The organism is Daejeonella sp. (assembly GCF_046590655.1).
Classification (GTDB): Bacteria; Bacteroidota; Bacteroidia; order Sphingobacteriales; family Sphingobacteriaceae; genus Daejeonella.
The window spans coordinates 1-21714 of sequence record NZ_JBKJUM010000136.1 but is presented as its reverse complement, the minus strand read 5'-3'; the positions used below and the strand labels follow the sequence as shown (position 1 = coordinate 21714).

Below are 21714 nucleotides of genomic sequence, written 5' to 3'. Positions count from 1 at the left end.
GATAAAGTTATTATCTTTACATAACATACATTTTAAAATTAAATAAACATCAATGAAAAACAGCTGCCTATTCTTATCGACTTTAATATTAATCATGTTTAGTGTTACATATGGCGCATTTGCCCAGAATCCGGAAGCCAAACTAGGCTGGAAATTGGGAGCACAAGCATATACTTTTAATCGTTTTACGTTTTTTGAAGCCCTCGACAAAATAGATAGTTGCGGTTTAAAATATGTGGAAGCTTATCCCGGTCAAATTATTGGAGGAGGTGTTGAAGGGAAAATGGATTATCATATGGATGCACTTACCCGAAGTAAAATTCTTCGAAAATTAAAAGAAAAAGGAATCAAAATGGTATCCTATGGCGTAGTTAGGGCTAATAATGATGCCGACTGGCGGGCAATATTTAAGTTTGGGAAAGCCATGGGTATTGAGAATATTGTCAGCGAACCAGAAGAGAAATATCTCCCTTTATTATCAAAGTTATGTGAGGAGTTTAAAATTAACCTTGCCCTGCACAATCATCCTGACCCATCACACTACTGGAACCCTGATGTGGTACTTGCTGCTCTTAAAGGACAAAGCAAACGTATAGGCGCTTGCGCGGATATTGGTCATTGGGTAAGATCTGGCCTTGATCCGGTGGAATGTCTCAAAAAGTTAGAGGGACATGTTGTTCAATTACATTTTAAAGATTTGAATGAAAAAAATAATAAAAAAGCACATGACGTTCATTGGGGAACAGGGGTTTCAAATGTAGACGGTGTAGTTGAGGAGTTGAAAAGACAAAAGTTTAGAGGCGTAATATCCGCTGAATACGAATATAATTGGAATAATAGCGTTCCTGACGTAACAGCGAGCGTAAAATATTTAAGAAAGGCTGTAAAAAAATAAGCAGATATCCCCGGAAATTATCCTGACACATCGAGCATAATTATACGATATAGTATGAGAATAATATTTACAGCCGTATTTGTACTGTTATCATTATATGGTATGGCACAAAAGAAGGGTGCAAAACATGGATGGATACAATTATTTAATGGGAAAGATATTAAGAACTGGGATGTCAAAATTAAAGGTCATCCACTTAACGAAAATGTCGGAAATACATTCCGTGTAAAGGATGGAAAATTGACAGTAAGTTACGATCAGTATACAGATTGGAATGATCAGTACGGTCATATTTTCTACAAACAAAAGTTCTCCGCTTACCTGCTGGTGATGGAATACCGTTTTACAGGTGAGCAAATAAAAGGTGGCGCCGGATGGGCATATCGAAACAGTGGTGCAATGCTGCATTCCCAACCGGCCGCTACAATGAAGATTAACCAGGACTTTCCTGTTTCACTTGAACAGCAGCTATTGGGTGGTGATGGGAAAAATAAGCGCAGTACTGGTAATCTGTGTACACCGGGTACTAATGTGATACTTCACGGTAAATTGTTCAAAACGCATTGTGTGAATTCCAGTTCAAAAACCTATCATGGAGATCAATGGGTGAGAGTTGAAGCGCTGGTTCTGGGCGATTCTATTATTAAACATATTGTAGAACGGGATACAGTACTGGTGTATGAAAAACCACAGGTCGACGGAAAGGATGGGTTATTTGATTCGTCTCAGTATCAGGACAAGCAACTTTTGAAAGATGGTTATATAGCACTTCAAAGCGAAAGCCATCCTATAGAATTCAGAAAGGTTGAACTATTTAACCTGGAAAAATACATGCACAATCCTAAAAGGGTACAGTCAAAATTAAAAGAGCTGCAAAACCGTAAAAATCATTAATGTATACTCATTAAAAAGTTTGCCAGTAACCCAATCATCGCCGCCGCACTGGCAGCAATTGAAGTCCTGAACCGAAGGGGATAAGATCTTGCCATTGAAGCCACCCGAAATGTGCTGAACAATAAGGAATAATTGTGTTTTCTTCTATGAATTGTTGTATTCCTTCATAAATTCTTACAACTTTAGGGTCTAAACGATATTTATGGACATAGGAAAGCTTTTGGAAGCTGTTTTGCCAAAAGAAAGAATAAAATGCCGCTTAATAGATCTGGTTGCCTATGCTTCTGATGCCGGCTTTTATTACCTCCGCCCAAAGGCTGTTGTAAGGCCCGTTAGTGAAGGGGAAATTGTAGCTATTCTCAAATTTTCACATGATCATAACGTTCCCGTAACTTTCCGAACTGCGGGTACCAGCTTGTCGGGACAGTCGATCACTGACGGTATCCTTGTCGATTTGAAGCAATATTGGAATAATATTCTGATAGAAGATTCGGGCAACAGTGTAAGGGTCCAGCCCGGTATCACCGGAACAATGGTGAATATTTTTCTTCGAAAGCACAAACGGAAAATAGGTCCAGACCCATCAAGCATAGATTCCGCTATGATTGGCGGCATCCTTTCAAATAATTCCAGTGGAATGTGCTGCGGTGTGAGTATGAATTCATATCATACTACTAAACATATCCGCTTTATTCTGCCTTCCGGAAATAGCTTTTCCACTGAAGTTACTAATGACTATACCAGATTTGAGCACGAGTGTCCGGAGATACATTCCTCTATCTTAGATTTAAAGCAACAAATAACGGCAAACCCGGTACTTTCTAACCGTATACGTACAAAATATCTAACTAAAAACACAGTAGGTTACTCACTCAATTCCTTTATAGATTATTCTCATCCTTTAGACATTCTTTCTCATTTATTAATTGGTGCTGAAGGTACTCTGGGTTTCATCGCCGAGGCTGTTATGGAAACAGTTCCGGATTTTCCTTATAAATCAACGGCATTTATTTACTTCCAGGATATTTATTCAGCATGCCAGGCCATCAGGCCCTTAACCGAAACGGGCGCAGAAGCGGTTGAATTAATGGACCGGGCATCACTCAGGTCGATTGAGAATATTAAAGGAGTGCCGCAGATCTTACGAACCTTGCCTGAGGCTGCTGCTGCATTATTGGTGGAATACCAAAGCAATACAATTGAGGAATTGAACGCGAAGATTGCGAGCTTATCACCCTATGTCAAAGAGTTTTTATTGCTTGAGCCTATAAGTTTTACTCAGGATACCGTAGAGCAGGCATTTTATTGGAAACTTCGGAAAGGTATGTTCCCGGCTGTAGGTGCAGTGCGTGCAAGCGGGACCACAGTAATATTGGAAGATATCGCTTTCCCGGTTGACCAGCTGGGAGATGCGATACTAGACCTTCATGTGCTTTTCGCGAAATATCATTACGATAATGCGATAATCTTTGGCCATGCCAAGGATGGCAATATTCATTTTGTTGTTACGCAGTCTTTCAATTCGGCTGGGGAAGTTGATCGTTACGATCGTTTTTTACGGGAGGTTGTTGACCTGGTCGTAAAAAAATACGACGGAACCTTAAAAGCCGAACATGGCACCGGGCGAAATATGTCGCCCTTTGTTGAAACGGAATGGGGTACTGAAGCGTACCAAATAATGAAAACCCTGAAAGCCGTTATTGATCCCCGAAATTTGCTTAATCCCGGTGTGATCATTAATGAAAATAAGAATGCCCATATTCTGGATTTGAAATCTCTTCCCACCGTGGAAGAAGAAGTCGATAGATGTATTGAATGCGGTTATTGCGAACATAAATGTCCGAGTAGGAATATCACTACTACACCAAGGCAAAGGATCGTCATCCGGAGAGAACTAGCTCTTTTGAAATCGAAGGGTGATATGGTAACGCACAAAGAATTAAGTTCTCAATACCAGTATGACGGGATTGACACCTGTGCACTTGACGGTCTTTGTGCAACCAGCTGTCCGGTGGATATTAATACCGGCGATCTGATCAAACGCCTGCGCCGGGAAAATCATTCTGAATTTGCCAATAAGGTGGCTTTATGGGTCTCCCGGAATTTTAAGCTCGTTACGGCAGCCGTAAATTTTGCGCTGTTGAGCGGTAATGCGATCAATAAAATATTTGGCAAAAATGCCATGATTGTTATTACCAAAGCACTTAAAAAAGTTATTCCTGAGTTCCCTTTGTGGAGTAACCAGCTTCTTACAACTGGCCAAATAAAAGGAGATTATACTGAACGGATTGCAGATTTCACTGCGGAAGGGAGTTCGGTTGTTTATTTCCCTACCTGTATCTCGAGAATAATGGGCGGAGCTGAGCACAAAAAAAGCATTCCCGATACTTTTTTAAGTGTTTCCCGAAAGTCAGGTATCCAGGTCATCATTCCAAAAGGGATCAAAGCACTTTGCTGCGGACAATTGTTTTCTTCCAAAGGGTTTAATATGGCATATGCTTCCACCTGCAATGAAACGATCGCGAAGCTTTGGGAGATCACTAACGAAGGCCGGGTACCGATCGTTCTGGATGTTACTTCATGCTCGCAAACACTTCAGAAATGCCGTCCGGTGCTCGACGAGATCAATAAACAGCATTTTGACCAGTTAACTATTATCGACAGTATTGATTATCTCCACGACTACATAATGCCCGGAGCTAAAATCCCGAACAAAAAGAGCTCAATCGTTTTGCATCCAGTTTGTTCCTTACAAAAAATGGGTTTGGAGAGGAAGTTTGTCGCTGTAGCCAATCATTTTACCGATTTTGTACATATTCCGGTCAATGCCGGATGCTGTGGAATGGCAGGCGACAGAGGCTTTTTATATCCAGAACTTACTGCTTCTGCTACTGCTCCCGAAGCCAGGGATGTGCAGATGAAACATTATGATGGCTACTACTCCTCGGGCAAAACCTGCGAGATAGCCATGTCGGATGCGGTTGGAAAAAATTATGAATCTGTGCTCTACCTGGCGGACGAATGTATGGATTGAGTCGAAAGTTGAATGTGGAGAGTTGAAAATATAAATTTGAATTGATTACCTCAACCGATCTGCTGATTTTATTAACCTATCATCTTTCTTCATTCCTCGTATTGCCAGTATTAAAAATAGTATGGCAATTGAGGGAAGCAAGGTTCCAATCCCATAATTCTCTGCGCGCAATACAACGGGACCAAGGACACCCTTCGCAGTTTGTATCAGCCAAAAGCTAAATGCAATAACAAGTGCTATTGACAGGTAACAAAGCATCACCTGTTTTTTTCGGTCTTTATACAGGAAAATGGTAATAAAAATGATTAGACCCAAAATAACCGAGGCAATAGTTAAACCTAAAAAGGCTTGGGTCTGTACTTGCTGTCCGGCAATATTTTGATAAACACCCATTACTTTTATCAGACTGGCAGAGCCATCGGGGTTTAAGACTTGAAGGTATGGGAATAAAAATAAGCTGAAAATGGACGCTGTTGCAAAAAATAACCAGACGCTTTGTATCCTTTGAATCATATTATGAATTTTAAACAAATATAGGAATAGGATTAATAGGTTGATAAGATGAATAGGATTAGGATTCATAGGATGCTGGGCGGAGATGCAGAAAATGACATGCATGCCTGCCATCAGGCTAGCAAAGTGGGGCAAAGGATTCATAATATGACAGGTTTTGACAATGACCCAGGAACGATCTTGATACCTGCCTGACGTCAGGCAGGCTTGATACTTGATACTCCATGCCTGATACCTGATACTTCTTCTTTACATTTGCACCTTGAACACCGCAAAGAGATATTTTATAGAGATTGCTTATAATGGAACTGCCTATCACGGCTGGCAGGCCCAAAAGAATGCAAAATCCGTTCAGGCAGTTTTAAACTTGGCACTATCAACAATTTGCAGAGAAGCGGTTGAGACATTAGGTTGCGGACGGACGGATACAGGAGTCCATGCCAGACAGCTATTCGCACATTTTGATCTGTCAGGAGAAGCCGATGTTTTAGATCCAAGATTTCTTTTGAGCTTCAACTCCTTATTGCCTTATGATATCTCTGCTAAAGGCATCTTCATGGTAAAACCTGATGCCCATGCCCGTTTCGATGCAACACGGCGGTCCTATGAATATCATATTCACTTTAAAAAAGATCCTTTTAAACATAACTTGTCGTGGTTGCTAAGAGATGTGCCTGATATAAAACTTATGAATATTGCCGCAGAAATTCTACAGGAGTACACCGATTTTAGCTGCTTCAGTAAGTCAAACACCCAAACGTTCACAAATAATTGTTCAATATTTAATGCTGAATGGATGGATAATAGCGAGGGTATGATATTTCATATTTCTGCCGATCGTTTTTTAAGGAATATGGTCAGGGCAATCGTAGGTACCCTGATGAAGGTCGGCAAAAGGGAAATCCCCCCGGAAAAGATAAGAGGTATAATTGAGAGCAAAGACAGGTCAAATGCAGGTGAGTCCGTTCCTGCTTGCGGCCTCTACCTCACAGAGGTTTGTTATCCCTATGAAATACATCCGCAACATTTAATCCCACCCGCCAATGGCAAAGGTTAGCGGTAAAGCAGTTGACATAAGTCTCTTAAGAAGGATCTTCAAGTATGTTACACCATACCGGAAAATCTTTATCTGGTCGATTATATTAACCGTAATTATCGCTGTTATAGCACCAATCCGACCTTGGTTAATTCAGGTGACTTTGGATAAATATATAGTTGAAAGTGATAACAAAGGTTTGTTAAATATGACCCTGATTATGATTGGGCTTCTAGTAGTTCAGACCTTGGTCCAATATTTTCACACTTTTTATACAAACGTGCTTGGGCAGTCGGTAATTAAAGATCTACGAATTAATGTTTTTAATCACATCAGTAGTCTTAGGCTAAAGTACTTTGACCGAACACCAATCGGCCAGCTCATTACCCGAACAGTTTCGGATCTGGAAACCATTGCAGATATTTTTTCTGAAGGGCTTATTGTGATTATTGGAGATATTCTTCAGGTAGTTGCAATCATTGCCGTAATGCTTTACACCGATTGGGAATTAACGCTTGTAGTTCTTATTCCAATGCCCTTCCTTATGGTAGCTTCATATGTTTTTAAAGAGGCCATAAAATCAGCTTTTCAGGAAGTGCGTACCCAGATCTCAAATCTAAATACATTTCTGCAGGAGCATATTACAGGCGTCAAAATCATACAGTACTTCGCAAGGGAAAACCAGGAGATGCGCAAGTTCAAGCGTATAAATGCTAAGCACAGGGACGCACATATTCGTTCGAATTGGTATTATTCAATTTTTTTTCCGGTTGTCGAAATAATCTCTGCGATGTCATTAGGCTTGCTGGTCTGGTGGGGATCGGAATCCATTCTTGCCGATAGGATTACTCCGGGTGTTGTCGTTTCATTCATTATGTTCATTAACATGTTGTTCCGGCCAATAAGGGAGTTGGCGGATAAGTTTAATACTCTCCAGATGGGCATGGTCGGGGCGGAGAGAATATTTAATGTCCTCGATACCGATGAGAAAACAGAGAATAGCGGCAAGCAAAAGCCGGAAATATTCAAAGGAGATATTGAGTTCAAGAATGTCTGGTTTGCTTACAATAATGAGAACTGGGTATTGAAAGATATATCGTTCCACGTAAAACCGGGGGATACGCTGGCGCTTGTAGGTGCCACGGGAGCAGGGAAATCTTCGACAATTAATATTCTAAACCGGTTCTACGAAATAAATAAAGGAGCTGTCACAATTGATGGCCTTGATATACGTGAATATGAACTCAGCTATCTGCGTTCACACATTGCAACTGTACTTCAGGATGTGTTTTTATTCTCCGATTCGATAGCTAACAACATCAACCTAAACAACAATAAGATCACACGTGAACAGCTCTTAACTGCAGCGAGGGAAGTCGGTGCCGAGGACTTTATTTCGCGCCTCCCGGGCGGCTTCGATTATGATGTAATGGAACGCGGTGCAACGCTTTCTGCAGGCCAGGCCCAACTGATCTCTTTTATTAGAGCTATGGTCTATAATCCCCGAATACTGGTTCTTGATGAAGCCACAGCATCAGTTGATACAGAAACTGAAGAACTTATTCAAAATGCTATAACAAAACTAATGCGAGGCCGTACATCTATTGTGATCGCACACCGACTTTCTACCATACAGAATGCCGACCGAATAATTGTACTCGATCATGGCGAAATTAAAGAGATGGGATCGCACCAGGAGCTCTTAAAATTGAACGGTTATTATAAGCGGCTCTACGATCTGCAGTTTAATTCGGAAGGAATCGGGAGGGAGTTGTAAGTTGTACGTTTTACGTCTGGGCGGATAGCACAGCATTTAGAAACCGTATGACCTGTAAAAATAACTTCTGCGTCCGAGTGTTTAACACAGCGTTTAGTTACGTAAAACGTATAACGTACAACGTATAACTTAAAAAGTACAACTTTTTCCTACATTAGTCTTTCATGAAGCGCGTCATCACCCATCTTACCTTTCAGGTACTTGTTGCAATTGTTATTGGAGTGCTGGTGGGTTTGAACTTTCCCGGATTTGCCCCTACTGCAAAGTTAATTAGCCAGACATTCATCAATATGATTAGCATGCTTATCGCGCCGATCATTTTTTTTACTATTGTACTCGGAATTGCTCAAATGGGCGACATGAAGAAAGTGGGGAGGGTAGGAGGCAAAGCCCTTCTATATTTTGAGGTCATTACTACACTGGCGATTGTAATCGGATTGCTTGTCGCGAATATTTTTCAGCCCGGAAAAGGAGTGGATGTGTCAAAAACCCATCCTGATCTTTCCAAAGTGCAAACATTTCAGGAAGGTGCTGCTGAGATGAATTGGCTTGAGTTCTTTGCCCATATCGTTCCCAAAAACATTTTTGAATCCTTCGCAAAGGGCGACATCCTTCAAATTCTGTTCTTTGCAGTGCTTTTTGGCTTTGCTTTAAGCCGCATGGGTTCAAACGGAACATCACTGATTAACACTTTTGAAAAACTTTCCCAGGTCATCTTTAATATTATGAAGATGATTATGAAACTGGCGCCTTTTGGTGCATTTGGAGGTATGGCTTACACCATCGGCACTTACGGTATTGAAACACTTTATCCCCTGGGAAAACTAATGATTGCGGTATATATGACGATGATCCTGTTCATTTTCGGAGTCCTGAATATAATTGCATATCTGTTCAAATTCAGCCTCTGGAAATACCTGAAATTTATCAGGCAGGAGATAGTGATCGTACTTGGAACATCCTCGTCGGAATCTGCCCTTCCGAGCATGATGTTGAAGATGGAAAAGTTCGGCTGTTCCAGGCCAGTTGTAGGACTGGTTATTCCTACTGGTTATTCCTTCAACCTGGACGGAACATCGATATATCTTTCCATGGCCGTTATTTTTCTTTCGCAGGTTTTCAATATTAACCTTAGCATAAGTCAGCAGCTAACAATCATAGGCGTTTTAATGATAACTTCAAAAGGCGCCGCAGGTGTTACAGGTAGCGGATTCATTGTGCTGGCATCAACTCTCACTGCACTGAAAGTTATTCCTGTAGAAAGCATAGCGATATTATTAGGTGTTGACAGGTTTATGTCGGAAGCCCGGGCGATTACAAATCTAATCGGAAACGGTGTGGCCGCAGTCGTAATTGCCAAAAGCGAAAAGGAATTTGACCAGGCCGCTTATAAAAGGGCCACTGACCCTAAGACAGCCGATTTAATTAGTGAGGGGTAATCCTATGAATCCTATCATCCTATGCATCCTTTGCCGCGCTTCGCTCGCAAGGACACAAATGAATCTCCACTCAGCATCCTATGCATCCTACCATCGTATGCATCCTATCATCCTATGCATCCTATGCCGCGCTTCGCTCGCCTGACTGCCGGCCAGCTACCCTGTACACACAAGTATTATGAGATTAAACGAGCAAACATCATGGATCTAAATCGAGTTATTAACATCGTAGAGGACATAAGGAATTGCAAAAGATATGGATAGGAGGTTCCCGCCTTCGCGGGAATGACAAAATTGCTAGGGGTGATTGGAGGAGATTCCGGCTCGTAGGCCGGAATCTACGACCTTAAAACATCCCAAGTTAATTAGTGTGGATCCACTTCGATCCCGGCGAAAGCCGGGATCTCCCCAATTCCCCAAAATGCGCTTGTCATTCTGGCGAAAGCCAGAACCTCCCAACAAATTATTGCTTGCCCGGCTATGATGACAAAAGATCTATGTATAGGGTAGCTGCCGGCCAGGCAGGCAATGACACACATGCATCTCCACCCAGAATTCTATGAATCCTATTTCAGACAAACAACCTTATTACAATTCTTTTCCTAATTACCTTTTGACATTCTAGCCGATTCTCTTAGCTTTGCGATACTAAAAAATATTCAATGAGTGTACTGGTAAATAAAGATTCGAAAGTTATAGTTCAGGGATTTACAGGCAACGAGGGCACCTATCATGCTTCGCAAATGATTGAGTACGGAACACAGCTTGTCGGAGGTGTAACTCCTGGAAAAGGCGGACAAACCCACCTCGACAGGCCAGTATTTAATACTGTTAAAGATGCAGTAGATAAAACCGGAGCGAACGTTTCTATCATCTTTGTGCCACCTGCATTTGCTGCGGATGCAATTATGGAAGCTGCCGAGGCGGGAATAAAAGTTATTGTATGTATTACAGAAGGTATTCCAACTAAGGATATGATCCTGGTCAAAGAGTACCTTTCAGATAGAGATTCACGTTTGATTGGCCCGAATTGCCCGGGTATTATCACTGCAGATGAAGCCAAGATTGGTATTATGCCAGGTTTTATCTTTAAAAAAGGTGAAATAGGCATCGTTTCTAAATCAGGAACCTTAACTTACGAAGCTGTTGACCAGGTTGTTAAAGCAGGCTTAGGTATTACAACGGCCATTGGCATTGGCGGTGACCCTATTATCGGTACTCCCACTAAAGAAGCTGTTGAGCTGCTTATGAACGATCCTGAAACAAAGGGTATTGTGATGATTGGCGAGATCGGTGGAAGCATGGAAGCTGAAGCGGCTCGCTGGATTAAAGAAAACGGAACAAAGCCTGTTGTAGGATTTATTGCGGGCCAAACAGCGCCTCCGGGACGCCGTATGGGACATGCGGGGGCAATAGTTGGAGGTGCTGATGACACAGCAGCAGCTAAAATGAAAATCATGAGAGAATGCGGTATTCGTGTAGTTGAATCACCGGCTGAAATTGGTGCTGCAATGGCAGAAGAAATGGCGAAACTAAAATAAAATGATGATATGTCATCTGAAACCGGCTTAGGCCGGTTTTTTGTTTTGGGATTGTCTGTAATAGATTGTCTGAAACAGGATTCATAGGATGTAGCTATGAATGCGAAGCGCAGCCCACTGGATCTTACCATTATTCATCTCCAGACGATAATTATTACTAATCTGAAGATAGCCGAATGATCGTGTAGCTACTGTGGGTGCGTATCCCGATCCGGGGATAATCCTACAGCTAACCTATTGTAAATTAATTAAGATTCCGGAATGCTTTTTTTTAATTAAATTAGATTATGGTTAAATTGAAATTGGCATATAAGACAATGTTAGTTATTTGTACAATTGTTGCAGCAATACCGGCATCCGGTCAGGATCTGGCTAAGAAGGCAAATATTTTTTTGAGTACTCTTTCAACTGAATTGAGAACTCAGGCGCAGTTTAACTTTGGGGATGCAGAGCGCTTTAACTGGAATTTTGTGCCGATAGCAAGAAAAGGTCCGTCCTTTCGCGATTTTGATGTAAAACAGAAAAATGCCGCAATTTCTCTTTTAAGAGCATCTTTGAGTGATCAAGGTTATCAAAAAGCAAGTGGAATTATTGAACTGGAGACTATTTTAAAAGCTCTTGAGAAGCGGGCTCCTGAAGATAACTACCGTGATCCATTAAATTATCATATAAGCATTTTTGGAGAGCCGTCTTCGTCGAAGGAGTGGGGATGGCGTTTTGAAGGTCACCACTTATCACTTAATTTTTCATCCCTTCGGGGAGTTCTTGTTTCATCCACACCCTCTTTCTTTGGTTCTAATCCGGGAATTGTTACTAGTGGCGATAAAAAAGGCACACAGGTACTTAAGAAGGAAACGGAACTGGGATTTTTGCTCTTGAATTCCCTGGACGAAATCCAATTAAAAAAAACACGTTTTGCAGAAAAAGCCCCCTCTGATATCATAACCGGCAACAGCCGGAAGGCCTCTCTTTTAAGTCCTTCTGGAATTGAATTCCGGGAATTGAATGCCGTACAAAAAAAAATATTTATGCAACTGCTGGATGTTTATATCCGGAATTATGCTTCGGAATTTTCTGAAAAATTTTTATCCAAAATTAAAAAAAGCGGCATTGATGATTTGCATTTTGCCTGGGCTGGAAGCCTGAAGCCGGGAAGCGGACATTATTACAGGATACAGGGAAAGGCTTTGCTTATTGAATATGATAATACACAGAACAATTCCAACCATGTACATACTGTCGTGCGTGACCTGACAAATGATTTCGGTGATGATGTGCTGAAAGGGCACTATCAGAATCAGGATCATCATCATTGAGGGGGGTGTAATGCTCATTTTTTCATGATATTAAAGTGATTCTTTTAGGGTACGATCGAGGAAAGTAAAATTGCAATTTGACCGTCCAACCAGAAATTCGCATCTTTGCAGCCGTTCAACAAATGAATGAAGCATATGAAAACATTAATTTTTATAATCTTCACGCTTTTTGCGACAACCTCAGGAGAGCCAGCGGAGAAGAGTTTAAACACATCACGTTCAACAACAGTAAAAGGAAAGGCAACCTATTACGCCAACAAATTCCATGGGCGCAGAACCGCTAACGGGGAAGTATTCAGCAATAAGAAACTAACAGCGGCACATCTAAGATTACCATTTGGAACTATAGTTTACGTTACTAACGTCGACAACGGCCGAAGCGTGGAAGTTCGCGTGAACGACAGAGGCCCGCATAGTAAGTTTTACATCATCGATCTGTCACAGGCAGCAGCGAAAAAGATCGGTATGTTTGGCAAAGGAGTTGCGAATATCGAGATGACATACACCTTGCCAACAAGGTAATCAAACTCATTTTTATGGATTACAATAAATTAAGCCCAGAAGAAGAATACGTCATCCTGCACAAAGGGACGGAAAGGCCATTTACCGGTGAATTTCTTGATAATAAGCAGGCTGGCACCTATGTTTGTAAAAGGTGCGACACACCGCTTTACCGCTCAGAGGATAAGTTTGAGTCGAACTGCGGTTGGCCGAGCTTTGATGATGAAATTGCGGGCGCAGTAAAAAGCTTAACCGATGCAGATGGGCGCAGGACGGAAATATTATGCAATACTTGTGGAGCTCATCTGGGGCATGTTTTCGCAGGTGAAAGGTTTACGGCTAAAAATACCCGACACTGTGTGAATTCCCTTTCAATGAAGTTTATCCCTGCCTGATAGAGCGTCACCTAACGTAAACTTCCCCTTTATACGGTTCGATAACTGAATGAAAGCTAAAACCTGCAACGTGGATTAGGTAGTAGGTCATAATATCACACCAGCAGATCTCGTCTTTAAAAATTTTGATTTTAGGTAGCGAACCCCGTTGACAGCTTTGCTCTTTATCGTAGTCGTATTCGCCTTTATTTTCAATGCACCATTGATTAAAGAGATCGAAATCTTTGGGATCTGAAAACACAATCTTAAAAAAGGTTTCCTCCCTCACATCTTTGAGATCATCATTCATGTAATGATGATATTTATGCCGGTGACGTATGATCTTTGCTGTAGTCATGAGAGCTGATTTTTTATTCCTAACTAGAATCTGTTGAATTTGTTCTGTATGTTTTGCGATTTTTACTTTCTGGCCCAAATAACGGCCCATAGCAAATACTTCCAAAGAATATCTGTTTCGCTAAATCCAGCTTGTTTCAACTGTTCTAAATGCCACGTCACGGGCGTGTGAAAATCGTGTGCATCCTGGTGTGCCATCCACATATCCCAATTCTCTTGAGTGGAACCCAGTTTAAAAGCCTCCTCCTTCCATGCTGAAATATTCTTTTTGTATATCTCATCATTTATTCCGCGTGTCTGATCAGCAAAGACGAGAATACCTCCCGGCTTTAAAGCCAGATAAACTTCAGCATAGAGTTTGATTTTATCCGGATCATCGATATGATGAATTGCAATGCTCGACATAATAAGATCGTAAGACCCAGGTGGCAAATGCATCCTTTTAAAGTCGGCTTGTATGTACCTGATAGTAGGAGTATTTGAAAATCGTTTACGGCTTTCATTCAGGATTTCTTCCGAAATGTCCAGGGCATCTATTTCAGCTTCCGGGAAGCTTTTGAACATCTGATCTGTAAGGTTTCCGGTTCCGCATCCCAAATCCAATATCCGTTTAGGCTGAAAATCTTCCGGAATGTAATGGAACATATTATAGATAAGTTCCCTATATCGGGGAACACATTTTGCAATCAGGTCTGAATATTGGCTGCTTAACTGGTCATAAAATTGTTCGACTTTATCCATCTCGTTACCTATTATCCAATTTTTACCGCAAAGTGCGCAGAGTTTACGCAGAGAACGCAAAGTGAATTTCCGATCTTGCTAATTCAAAACTTTTTCCGTTAGGTAACTTTTTATAATTACCTCTGTGAACTTTGCAATTTTCTCTGTGTACTCTTTGCGGTAAAAACCTTGTTTTAAAATTGCCTATTTTTTTCGAAAAAGTCCTAATTTCACTTTCTAAAACAATACCATGAAACTACTCGAAGGAAAGATCGCATTAATAACAGGAGCATCCAAAGGAATTGGGCGTAAGATTGCAGAAAAATTCGCTGAGCACGGGGCCGATGTAGCATTCACTTACTTATCGTCTGTTGAACAGGGGGAAGCTCTTGAAAAGGAGCTCCAACGCTTTGGAACAAAAGTGAAAGGCTATCGTTCTGATGCTTCAAAGTTTGATGATTCTGAAAAACTTATTAATGATATCGTAGCCGATTTCGGAACTCTCGATGTAGTAGTTAATAACGCAGGGATCACTAAAGACGGTCTCCTGATGCGGATGACCGAAGACAACTGGGATGATGTTTTGAATATCAATCTTAAATCAGTTTTTAACATTACCAAAGCGGCTTCTAAAGTAATGATGAAGAATCGTAAAGGGGTCTTTATAAATATGAGTTCTGTTGTGGGCATTCAGGGGAATGCCGGCCAAGCGAATTATGCTGCTTCCAAGGCAGGAATAATTGGATTTTCGAAATCAGTAGCTAAAGAATTAGGCTCACGAAATATCAGATCTAATGTTGTTGCACCCGGTTTCATCCGGACAGAGATGACTGAAGTACTCGATCCAAAAGTTGTGGAAGGTTGGGCACAGGCAATACCTTTAAAACGCGCTGGCGAAACTGAAGATGTGGCTAATCTTTGCGTTTTCCTTGGATCAGATATGGCGAATTATATAACGGGGCAGGTTATTCCGGTTGATGGGGGGATGTTATAAAAATTTGAGAGTTGCAGCTGGCAATGTAGGTGCTTATCGTAAGGAAATTGTTGCAGTGGTAAATGCCAATTTTGAGATAGATTACAGAGTCTTTTTATAATGCCTAAAGCTTTAGAAAAAAAGGCATATTTTTATAATTATGTCCTTACTATTTCAGCTTCAATTTACGTCCATTTCTTTTTTATGGCTGTTGGGATGTTTGGCGTTAGGCTTAGGCTATGCGTTCGGGCTGTACGGTCAAACCTCGCATTTAAATACTAGTACTCGGAATTCATTATTCGCATTAAGGACACTTACTGTAACTATCCTTTCATTCCTTCTCTTCGCGCCTCTTATCCGAAACGTAGATACAACCGTCGAGAAGCCACTGATAATTATAGCGCAGGATAACTCAGCATCGATCCTTATCTCAAAGACTAAAGACTTCAACGATAAATCTTACGCAGCTAACCTGAAAAAGTTGGAAAAGGAACTTTCTGTTGATTATGATGTACGCTCCTTCAGCTTTGGCTCGACTGTTAAAAATGGGCTAGATCTGACATTCAATTCGCCGGTAACCGACATATCTTCCGTTTTCAAGTTAATTGAAGATCAATTCTCAAACCGTAATATAGGGGCATTGATCATTGGTTCAGATGGGATCTACAACCGCGGGCCGAATCCGGAATATGAATCGAAAAATCTGAAATCATCAATATATACTGTAGCGCTTGGAGATACGATTGCAAAAAGGGACCTTCTCATTTCTAATGTAAATTATAATAACATTACCTATCTCGATAACCAATTTCAGGTTGAAGTTACAGTTGAAGCTTATCAGGCACAGGGCAGCTCCAGTGTTCTCACGGTTACCGATAAATCGGGTTTGGTCTTTTCGAGGGTTGTAGTAGTTAATTCTAAGGAATTCAGACTGATGATTCCCATTACCCTCCTTGCTAAAAATAAGGGCATACAGCAGTATGATATACGTTTGTCGCCCATGTCAAATGAGCTGTCCGTAAAAAATAATAATGAAACAATTTTTGTTGAGGTTATTGACGGCCGTCAAAAGGTACTGATTATTGCTAATTCACCGCATCCTGATCTTACTGCTATAAAACAGTCTATAGAGGTTAATAAAAATTATTCTGTTAAAGTGTCATTTGCTGATGAGGTGTCTAAGACTGATATAGATGAAGCAGGCCTATTAATACTTCACCAACTGCCCTCGGTAAGCAATAATTCGCAGGAAATTTTGAAGATGGCAGCAGCAAAACCGCTATTTTATGTTTTGGGGGCTCAAACTAATGTTGCTGCTTTTTCTGCATCGCAAACCATTCTTGGCATAACCTCTACAGGAAATGCACAGGAAGCTATAGCGAGCTTTGAACCCGACTTTTATGCTTTCACTTTAAGTGATAAGAATAAACAGAGGATAAGGAATTTTGCTCCTCTTATCAGTCCTTTTGGGAATTACGGCCTTAAAGGCCCCGGTAATATCATGATAAGCCAGCAGATTGGTAAAGTCATTACAAAAATGCCAATGTTGGTGTTTGGTGAGGATGCTCAGCGTAAAATTGCGGTGCTCGCGGGAGAAGGTATATGGAGATGGAGGCTTGAAGATTTTCAGGAAAACAATAACCATGAGGCTATTGACGAACTTGTTGGTAAAACTGTTCAATATCTCTCCGCCCGGGAAGACAAACGGAAATTTAGGGTGTATTCTGCTAAAAATGCTTTTGATGAAAATGAGCATGTTATCCTCAATGCTGAGCTTTACAATAATGCATTTGAGCTGGTAAACACTCCTGATGTAAATATTTCACTCACAAACAGGGCAGGCAAAAGCTATACTTTTATATTTTCGCGCACTACTAACGCTTATAGTCTGGATGCAGGTGTATTGCCCGCCGGCCAATACACCTATAACGCCCGTACCGAGCTTGGAAAGGATAAGCAAACTGCGTCCGGACAGTTTGTGATAACGCAGCAACAGGCTGAGTTTAAGCAAACCAGAGCTAATCATCAGTTACTTTTTTCAATGGCACAGCAAAGCGGCGGCAAAATGGTTTTCCCTGCACAAGTTTTGGATATTGCAAAACTAATAAAGGCAAATGAAAATGTTAAAACCGTATCTTATGAAGATCGCAAATACGAAGAGCCGATAAATCTTAAATTAATATTCTACTTAATGCTCGCTCTGCTAACAGTGGAATGGTTTTCAAGAAAAAGAATCGGGGAGGTGTGACCATTAATTAAACTCATGTTATGGAAGATAAAAAAGTTTATTCAGTTTTCAGCAAGGTCAAAGAATTAACTAAAGGTGATAAAGTTTTTTGGAAAGAAGAAGCCGATGGGATTACCTTCTTTACTTCGGTGAGCGACTATAAAATATATATAGGGAAAAGTGTCGGCACTGTTTCATTCGAACTGTTTAATCATCATAATGAGAAGATTGGATTACTTGAGCAGGGTGGCTATTTTGATAATACCGATGGACTTGATGCTTTTTATGAATACGTGCGAAAGAAGGTTCTGAAAATTGATGATGGCCTCGATGATCTAATGAATCATCTGGGACATTTAGACTAATTCCTCGCACTACCGCTTCCTAGTCATAACCGACCGTTAACTAAAGTTTCGGCCCGGGTATCCCTGAATTAGGTTCAAGGTGATATTTTTAGGTATTCAACCTTTAAAGATGCCCGCATACACACCCTTTAGCGACAGAGATCTTCCTTTGTCAATTGTACACGACTATAGTATCAACAGAAAAACCAGGTTGATTTATATGTGTCTATTATTGTTGGCCATTATGTTCCTGGGTTCCCTGGCATTGGTAACTATTCCCTTTAGTATTATGACTGATGGAGCCATCAGGAGCGGGCCGAAACCTTGTGTATTAGCTGCTCCCTCTGCACCTCATGCAAAGGTAGATTCGAAATGGATATAAAGTTAAAGCAGCAGGATAGGACAGATTGTGGTGCAGCATGCCTGGCATCTGTCGCGCGATACTACAATCTTGAACTTCAAATCGCCGAAATCCGCCAGAGAGCAGGTACTGATAGGGAAGGCACAAACGTTTTGGGGATGATTGAGGCCGCTGAAAGCTTTGGCTTTGAAGCAAAAGGTGTTAAGGCTTCTTTTGAAACCTTGTTTACCATTCCCCTTCCGGCTATTTCTCACATGGAAATTAAAGGTAAGCTACATCACTTTGTAGTGATAAGCAAAATAACCAAAGACCATGTCAAAATAATGGATCCTTGCGATGGGGAATTTCATAGAATGACAAGAGATGAATTCAAAAAGGAGTGGACGGGAGTCCTTATCCTCATCGTGCCCGCAGAGAGATTTCCACCAAAAATTAAAAGTGTCAGCACGGCAGGTCGCTTTTGGGAGCTTATTCGACCTCATTGCAGTATACTCGTTCTCGCTCTGTTTGGCGCTTTAGTGTATACCGTCCTCGGGCTGTCAACGTCTATCTTTATACAGAAAATTGTTGATCAGGTATTGGTAGAAAGAAATTACGGACTGCTCAACCTAATGGGAATATCGATGATCTTCTTGCTGATCTTAAAAGTTTTAATCGGCGTAGCTAAAGATATTTTCATCCTCCGAACGGGGCAATTATTGGATTCCCGGCTCATCCTGGGCTACTATAAGCATTTGTTACGACTGCCTCAGCACTTTTTCGACACGATGAGGATTGGTGAAATCACCTCAAGAATAGGTGATGCTGTAAAAATACGCGTGTTTATAAATGATGTGTCAATAAATCTGATAATAGGCGTTTTCATGCTCTTTTCATCTTTCGTATTAATGTTTACGTATTACTGGAAACTTGCACTTATTATGTTTCTGATTGTCCCTATCTACTCCCTGATTTATTTTATTACGAACAGACTGAATAGAAAGTCACAACGTAAGTTGATGGAAGATAGCGCAGAACTTGAATCTCAACTTTTCGAAAGCCTTAACGTCATAACGACCATCAAACGTTTTGCTTTGGAACGATACACTATTAGCAGAACAGAATCCAGATTTATAACTTTGCTTAAAACAGTATATCGCTCAGGGTTAAACTCTTTATTCTCCGGGTCTTCTACAGCATTTACTTCTCACTTATTCACCATCATTCTCCTTTGGTATGGTTCGGCTTTAGTATTGAGGCAGCAAATAAGCCCGGGCGAATTATTGTCGTTTTACACACTTATTGGATATTTTACAGCGCCTGTTTCATCATTTGTCGGCATGAATAAGATTGTACAGGATGCGATCATTTCAGCGGATAGATTGTTCGAAATTATGAATCTTAAACAGGAACCCGAGGTCAGCGAAAATCAAATTGAACTTAATGCCAGCAATATTGGTGCTCTCAGATTCAACGACCTCACGTTTAAATACGGCAGCAGGGGAAATGTATTTTCCAATCTTAATTTAGAAATATCGTTAGCAGGGATGACTGGTATAGTAGGTGAAAGTGGAAGTGGAAAATCAACTTTAGTAGCACTTTTGCAAAACATTTATCCAACATATACGGGTAATATTTCCGTTGGCGACTATTCAATAAAGGATATTACGAACAATTCACTCAGAAAAATTATCGCCGTAGTGCCGCAAGTCACAGAATTGTTTTCCACCAGCATACTTAGGAACATCGCAGTTGGTAAAGAAGAAATAGATGTGCCGAAGGTAGCGCAAATCTGTGCCCAACTAGGTATTATGTCTTTTATCGAGGAACTTCCTGAAGGCTTTCAAACAAATATTGGTGAAAAGGGCGTTACATTATCAGGCGGACAAAAACAACGGATCGCGATAGCCCGGGCACTTTACCGTGATCCAGAAATTCTTATTCTCGATGAGGCAACATCCTCTCTTGATCCTAAGTCAGAACGATTTGTTCAGGATACCGTATCTCGATTTCTAAAAGAGGGGAAAACCATTATCATCATCGCACACAGATTAAGTTCCATTAAAAGAGCTGACAAAATTATTGTGCTTAAGGAAGGTATTGTTAAGGAAGAAGGGACCCATTCGGAACTCATGACCCTTAAATCTGAATACTATGAGATGTGGAACAGGCATATGTACGCTTAGATGCCAGAGAAATAAATTAGTGAGAGAAGCTATGAAATTGATCGACCACATTGAACGAATAAACAGACTACATGAACTGATCCGGTATCGCAGAACCGGCACTCCACGAGAATTGGCCAGACGGCTTGAGCTTTCTCCATCTATGGTATATAAAGTTTTGGAGGAGTTGAAGTTGAGGGGCGTGCCCATTGAGTACTCCAGGCAGCTAAAAACATATTACTATGGTCGCCAATACCTGATGAATATAAAGATTGACTTTCGCTTATTAAACGCAGAAGAAATTGAAAAATTCCAGGGAGGGAACCTGAGGTGTATTAAATCAAATTTTGCATAAACCTGCCGTATACTAACTAAAGTTGTACTCTAACTAAATTCTCCTCTACACTCCTGTTTTTTTATATCGAATCAAGGTTATTTTGATCATCGCGATAAATGCTGGCCCGCAGAAGGCAGAAACCGAAAAGCCTGAAAAGAGTAGGTGATTAATTCAATTTATTAAATTTTATTTTATGAAAAAGCTAGATAGTATTATGGGTTGCGAGGAAATTTCGCAACGCGAACAGATGAATATTAATGGTGGTGAAAGTATTGCTTATTGGTTTGGATATGCTCTCGGGAAAGCTACCAGAACCATTCAAGATGCTCTTGAGTGTTCCTGCACCTAACAACATTAATTTAGTTCTTCGCATGGGGGTGAAAGCCCTCATGCGAAGAACTAATATTCGGTAAATAAAGAGGTGGTTGTAGTGACGGTAGTGTTATTCAGAAAAATGAACTCTTTTCTTTCTTAGGTTCTTCCTTTATTACCACGAACACATCTTCGTTTATTTTTTTCATAAGGTACTTTTCGCGGGCAAATTTTTCAAGTTTGGCGCGGTCGGTAGTAAGTTCGGTTAAGTCTTTTACGGTTTTTTCAGATTCAGTTGTATAGAATTCTTTTTCTGCGTTCAGCTTATGGAGCTGCTGACGGTAGTCGTACTGAGACATCAGGTCGTTCCTGTCGAAAAACAGCATCCAGGTTAAGAATGCTATTCCAGCAATCAGGTATTTGTTTTTTATGAGGTTGAAAGCCCTTGCCATTAGAACAAATATAGGATTATGCCCGTATCGTAGGATAGTTCGCTCAAGTTTAATTACTAACTTGTTAACATAGGGTCTGAGGTCTGAGGTCTGAGGTCTGAGGTCTGAGGTCTGAGGTCTGAGGTCTGAGGTCTGAGGTCTGAGGTCTGAGGTCTGAGGTCTGAGGT

22 protein-coding genes are annotated in these 21714 nt (G+C 40.9%); 18 read left to right on the top strand and 4 right to left on the bottom strand.

Translation table 11 applies throughout. The annotated features are described in order from the left end of the window. The first annotated feature begins 52 nt into the window (after positions 1-52). The 3 genes from ACLL8Z_RS12905 to ACLL8Z_RS12895 all read left to right on the top strand — a co-directional run bounded on the left by ACLL8Z_RS12905 (position 53) and on the right by ACLL8Z_RS12895 (position 4823). Positions 53-895: a sugar phosphate isomerase/epimerase family protein gene (locus tag ACLL8Z_RS12905; protein ID WP_411275196.1), complete on the top strand. Its 843-nt coding sequence runs from the start codon at positions 53-55 to the stop codon at positions 893-895. A gap of 54 nt (positions 896-949) precedes the next feature. Then, positions 950-1789, top strand: a complete 840-nt coding sequence (locus tag ACLL8Z_RS12900; RefSeq protein ID WP_411275195.1) for a DUF1080 domain-containing protein — start codon at positions 950-952, stop codon at positions 1787-1789. A gap of 202 nt (positions 1790-1991) precedes the next feature. Continuing rightward, on the top strand, positions 1992-4823 hold the full coding sequence (locus ACLL8Z_RS12895; RefSeq protein ID WP_411275194.1) for an FAD-binding and (Fe-S)-binding domain-containing protein: 2832 nt from the start codon (positions 1992-1994) through the stop codon (positions 4821-4823). 45 nt (positions 4824-4868) lie between these two features. Here ACLL8Z_RS12895 and ACLL8Z_RS12890 read toward each other — a convergent pair whose 3' ends face one another. Beyond that, positions 4869-5336, bottom strand: a complete 468-nt coding sequence (locus tag ACLL8Z_RS12890) for a DUF4293 domain-containing protein (protein ID WP_411275193.1) — start codon at positions 5334-5336, stop codon at positions 4869-4871. Between the two features lie 48 nt (positions 5337-5384). Between ACLL8Z_RS12890 and ACLL8Z_RS12885 the strand changes: the two genes are divergently transcribed. The 8 genes from ACLL8Z_RS12885 to ACLL8Z_RS12850 all read left to right on the top strand — a co-directional run bounded on the left by ACLL8Z_RS12885 (position 5385) and on the right by ACLL8Z_RS12850 (position 13341). Next, positions 5385-5531 carry a hypothetical protein gene (locus tag ACLL8Z_RS12885; RefSeq protein WP_411275192.1) on the top strand — a complete coding sequence of 49 codons (147 nt, stop codon included), beginning with the start codon at positions 5385-5387 and terminating at the stop codon, positions 5529-5531. Positions 5532-5598: 67 nt separating this feature from the next. Beyond that, positions 5599-6393, top strand: coding sequence for a tRNA pseudouridine(38-40) synthase TruA (truA, locus tag ACLL8Z_RS12880; protein WP_411275191.1), 795 nt, complete (start codon positions 5599-5601; stop codon positions 6391-6393). Then, a complete protein-coding gene (locus ACLL8Z_RS12875; RefSeq protein ID WP_411275190.1) occupies positions 6380-8149 on the top strand; it encodes an ABC transporter ATP-binding protein in 1770 nt (589 codons plus the stop codon). The genes truA and ACLL8Z_RS12875 overlap by 14 nt, the downstream gene beginning before the upstream one ends. Positions 8150-8313: 164 nt before the next feature. Next, positions 8314-9588: a C4-dicarboxylate transporter DctA gene (gene dctA, locus ACLL8Z_RS12870; protein ID WP_411275189.1), complete on the top strand. Its 1275-nt coding sequence runs from the start codon at positions 8314-8316 to the stop codon at positions 9586-9588. Between the two features lie 662 nt (positions 9589-10250). Beyond that, the gene (gene sucD, locus ACLL8Z_RS12865; RefSeq protein WP_411275188.1) at positions 10251-11129 is read left to right on the top strand and encodes a succinate--CoA ligase subunit alpha; all 879 of its coding nucleotides are present in this window, start codon (positions 10251-10253) and stop codon (positions 11127-11129) included. Positions 11130-11416: 287 nt separating this feature from the next. Further along, a complete protein-coding gene (locus ACLL8Z_RS12860; protein WP_411275187.1) occupies positions 11417-12445 on the top strand; it encodes a DUF3500 domain-containing protein in 1029 nt (342 codons plus the stop codon). Positions 12446-12580: 135 nt separating this feature from the next. After that, a complete protein-coding gene (locus tag ACLL8Z_RS12855; RefSeq protein ID WP_411275186.1) occupies positions 12581-12967 on the top strand; it encodes a septal ring lytic transglycosylase RlpA family protein in 387 nt (128 codons plus the stop codon). A gap of 14 nt (positions 12968-12981) precedes the next feature. Further along, a complete protein-coding gene (locus ACLL8Z_RS12850) occupies positions 12982-13341 on the top strand; it encodes a methionine-R-sulfoxide reductase (RefSeq protein ID WP_411275185.1) in 360 nt (119 codons plus the stop codon). A gap of 7 nt (positions 13342-13348) precedes the next feature. Here ACLL8Z_RS12850 and ACLL8Z_RS12845 read toward each other — a convergent pair whose 3' ends face one another. Beyond that, positions 13349-13678, bottom strand: a complete 330-nt coding sequence (locus tag ACLL8Z_RS12845; protein ID WP_411275184.1) for a hypothetical protein — start codon at positions 13676-13678, stop codon at positions 13349-13351. Positions 13679-13740: 62 nt separating this feature from the next. Next, the gene (locus ACLL8Z_RS12840; protein ID WP_411275183.1) at positions 13741-14418 is read right to left on the bottom strand and encodes a methyltransferase domain-containing protein; all 678 of its coding nucleotides are present in this window, start codon (positions 14416-14418) and stop codon (positions 13741-13743) included. Positions 14419-14647: 229 nt separating this feature from the next. Between ACLL8Z_RS12840 and fabG the strand changes: the two genes are divergently transcribed. From fabG to ACLL8Z_RS12805, 7 genes are all read left to right on the top strand, one after another. Next, entirely contained in the window at positions 14648-15391 is a 744-nt protein-coding gene (gene fabG, locus ACLL8Z_RS12835) for a 3-oxoacyl-[acyl-carrier-protein] reductase (RefSeq protein WP_411275182.1), read from the top strand. 139 nt (positions 15392-15530) lie between these two features. Continuing rightward, positions 15531-17618, top strand: coding sequence for a hypothetical protein (locus ACLL8Z_RS12830; protein WP_411275181.1), 2088 nt, complete (start codon positions 15531-15533; stop codon positions 17616-17618). Between the two features lie 20 nt (positions 17619-17638). Next, positions 17639-17962 (top strand): hypothetical protein, encoded by a 324-nt coding sequence (locus ACLL8Z_RS12825; protein ID WP_411275180.1) that lies wholly within the window; start codon positions 17639-17641, stop codon positions 17960-17962. A gap of 109 nt (positions 17963-18071) precedes the next feature. Further along, positions 18072-18323 carry a hypothetical protein gene (locus tag ACLL8Z_RS12820; protein WP_411275179.1) on the top strand — a complete coding sequence of 84 codons (252 nt, stop codon included), beginning with the start codon at positions 18072-18074 and terminating at the stop codon, positions 18321-18323. Next, positions 18314-20467 carry a peptidase domain-containing ABC transporter gene (locus ACLL8Z_RS12815; RefSeq protein ID WP_411275178.1) on the top strand — a complete coding sequence of 718 codons (2154 nt, stop codon included), beginning with the start codon at positions 18314-18316 and terminating at the stop codon, positions 20465-20467. The genes ACLL8Z_RS12820 and ACLL8Z_RS12815 overlap by 10 nt, the downstream gene beginning before the upstream one ends. Before the next feature lie 31 nt (positions 20468-20498). Further along, positions 20499-20801 (top strand): HTH domain-containing protein, encoded by a 303-nt coding sequence (locus tag ACLL8Z_RS12810; RefSeq protein WP_411275177.1) that lies wholly within the window; start codon positions 20499-20501, stop codon positions 20799-20801. 175 nt (positions 20802-20976) lie between these two features. After that, entirely contained in the window at positions 20977-21132 is a 156-nt protein-coding gene (locus ACLL8Z_RS12805; protein ID WP_411275176.1) for a hypothetical protein, read from the top strand. Between the two features lie 97 nt (positions 21133-21229). Here the strand turns inward: ACLL8Z_RS12805 and ACLL8Z_RS12800 are convergent. Further along, the coding region (locus ACLL8Z_RS12800) for an FtsB family cell division protein (protein WP_411275175.1) at positions 21230-21714 on the bottom strand (485 nt) is incomplete at its 5' end.

Coding starts and splice junctions, on each gene's coding strand:
- ACLL8Z_RS12805 (WP_411275176.1), top strand. CDS start 20,977: ATGAAAAAGCTAGATAGTATTATGGGTTGCGAGGAAATTTCGCAACGC.
- ACLL8Z_RS12810 (WP_411275177.1), top strand. CDS start 20,499: ATGAAATTGATCGACCACATTGAACGAATAAACAGACTACATGAACTG.
- ACLL8Z_RS12860 (WP_411275187.1), top strand. CDS start 11,417: ATGGTTAAATTGAAATTGGCATATAAGACAATGTTAGTTATTTGTACA.
- ACLL8Z_RS12815 (WP_411275178.1), top strand. CDS start 18,314: ATGGATATAAAGTTAAAGCAGCAGGATAGGACAGATTGTGGTGCAGCA.
- ACLL8Z_RS12850 (WP_411275185.1), top strand. CDS start 12,982: ATGGATTACAATAAATTAAGCCCAGAAGAAGAATACGTCATCCTGCAC.
- ACLL8Z_RS12840 (WP_411275183.1), bottom strand. CDS start 14,418: ATGGATAAAGTCGAACAATTTTATGACCAGTTAAGCAGCCAATATTCA.
- ACLL8Z_RS12875 (WP_411275190.1), top strand. CDS start 6,380: ATGGCAAAGGTTAGCGGTAAAGCAGTTGACATAAGTCTCTTAAGAAGG.
- ACLL8Z_RS12845 (WP_411275184.1), bottom strand. CDS start 13,678: ATGACTACAGCAAAGATCATACGTCACCGGCATAAATATCATCATTAC.
- ACLL8Z_RS12830 (WP_411275181.1), top strand. CDS start 15,531: ATGTCCTTACTATTTCAGCTTCAATTTACGTCCATTTCTTTTTTATGG.
- ACLL8Z_RS12900 (WP_411275195.1), top strand. CDS start 950: ATGAGAATAATATTTACAGCCGTATTTGTACTGTTATCATTATATGGT.
- dctA (WP_411275189.1), top strand. CDS start 8,314: ATGAAGCGCGTCATCACCCATCTTACCTTTCAGGTACTTGTTGCAATT.
- sucD (WP_411275188.1), top strand. CDS start 10,251: ATGAGTGTACTGGTAAATAAAGATTCGAAAGTTATAGTTCAGGGATTT.
- fabG (WP_411275182.1), top strand. CDS start 14,648: ATGAAACTACTCGAAGGAAAGATCGCATTAATAACAGGAGCATCCAAA.
- ACLL8Z_RS12820 (WP_411275179.1), top strand. CDS start 18,072: ATGCCCGCATACACACCCTTTAGCGACAGAGATCTTCCTTTGTCAATT.
- ACLL8Z_RS12855 (WP_411275186.1), top strand. CDS start 12,581: ATGAAAACATTAATTTTTATAATCTTCACGCTTTTTGCGACAACCTCA.
- ACLL8Z_RS12825 (WP_411275180.1), top strand. CDS start 17,639: ATGGAAGATAAAAAAGTTTATTCAGTTTTCAGCAAGGTCAAAGAATTA.
- ACLL8Z_RS12905 (WP_411275196.1), top strand. CDS start 53: ATGAAAAACAGCTGCCTATTCTTATCGACTTTAATATTAATCATGTTT.
- ACLL8Z_RS12895 (WP_411275194.1), top strand. CDS start 1,992: ATGGACATAGGAAAGCTTTTGGAAGCTGTTTTGCCAAAAGAAAGAATA.
- ACLL8Z_RS12890 (WP_411275193.1), bottom strand. CDS start 5,336: ATGATTCAAAGGATACAAAGCGTCTGGTTATTTTTTGCAACAGCGTCC.
- ACLL8Z_RS12885 (WP_411275192.1), top strand. CDS start 5,385: ATGAATAGGATTAGGATTCATAGGATGCTGGGCGGAGATGCAGAAAAT.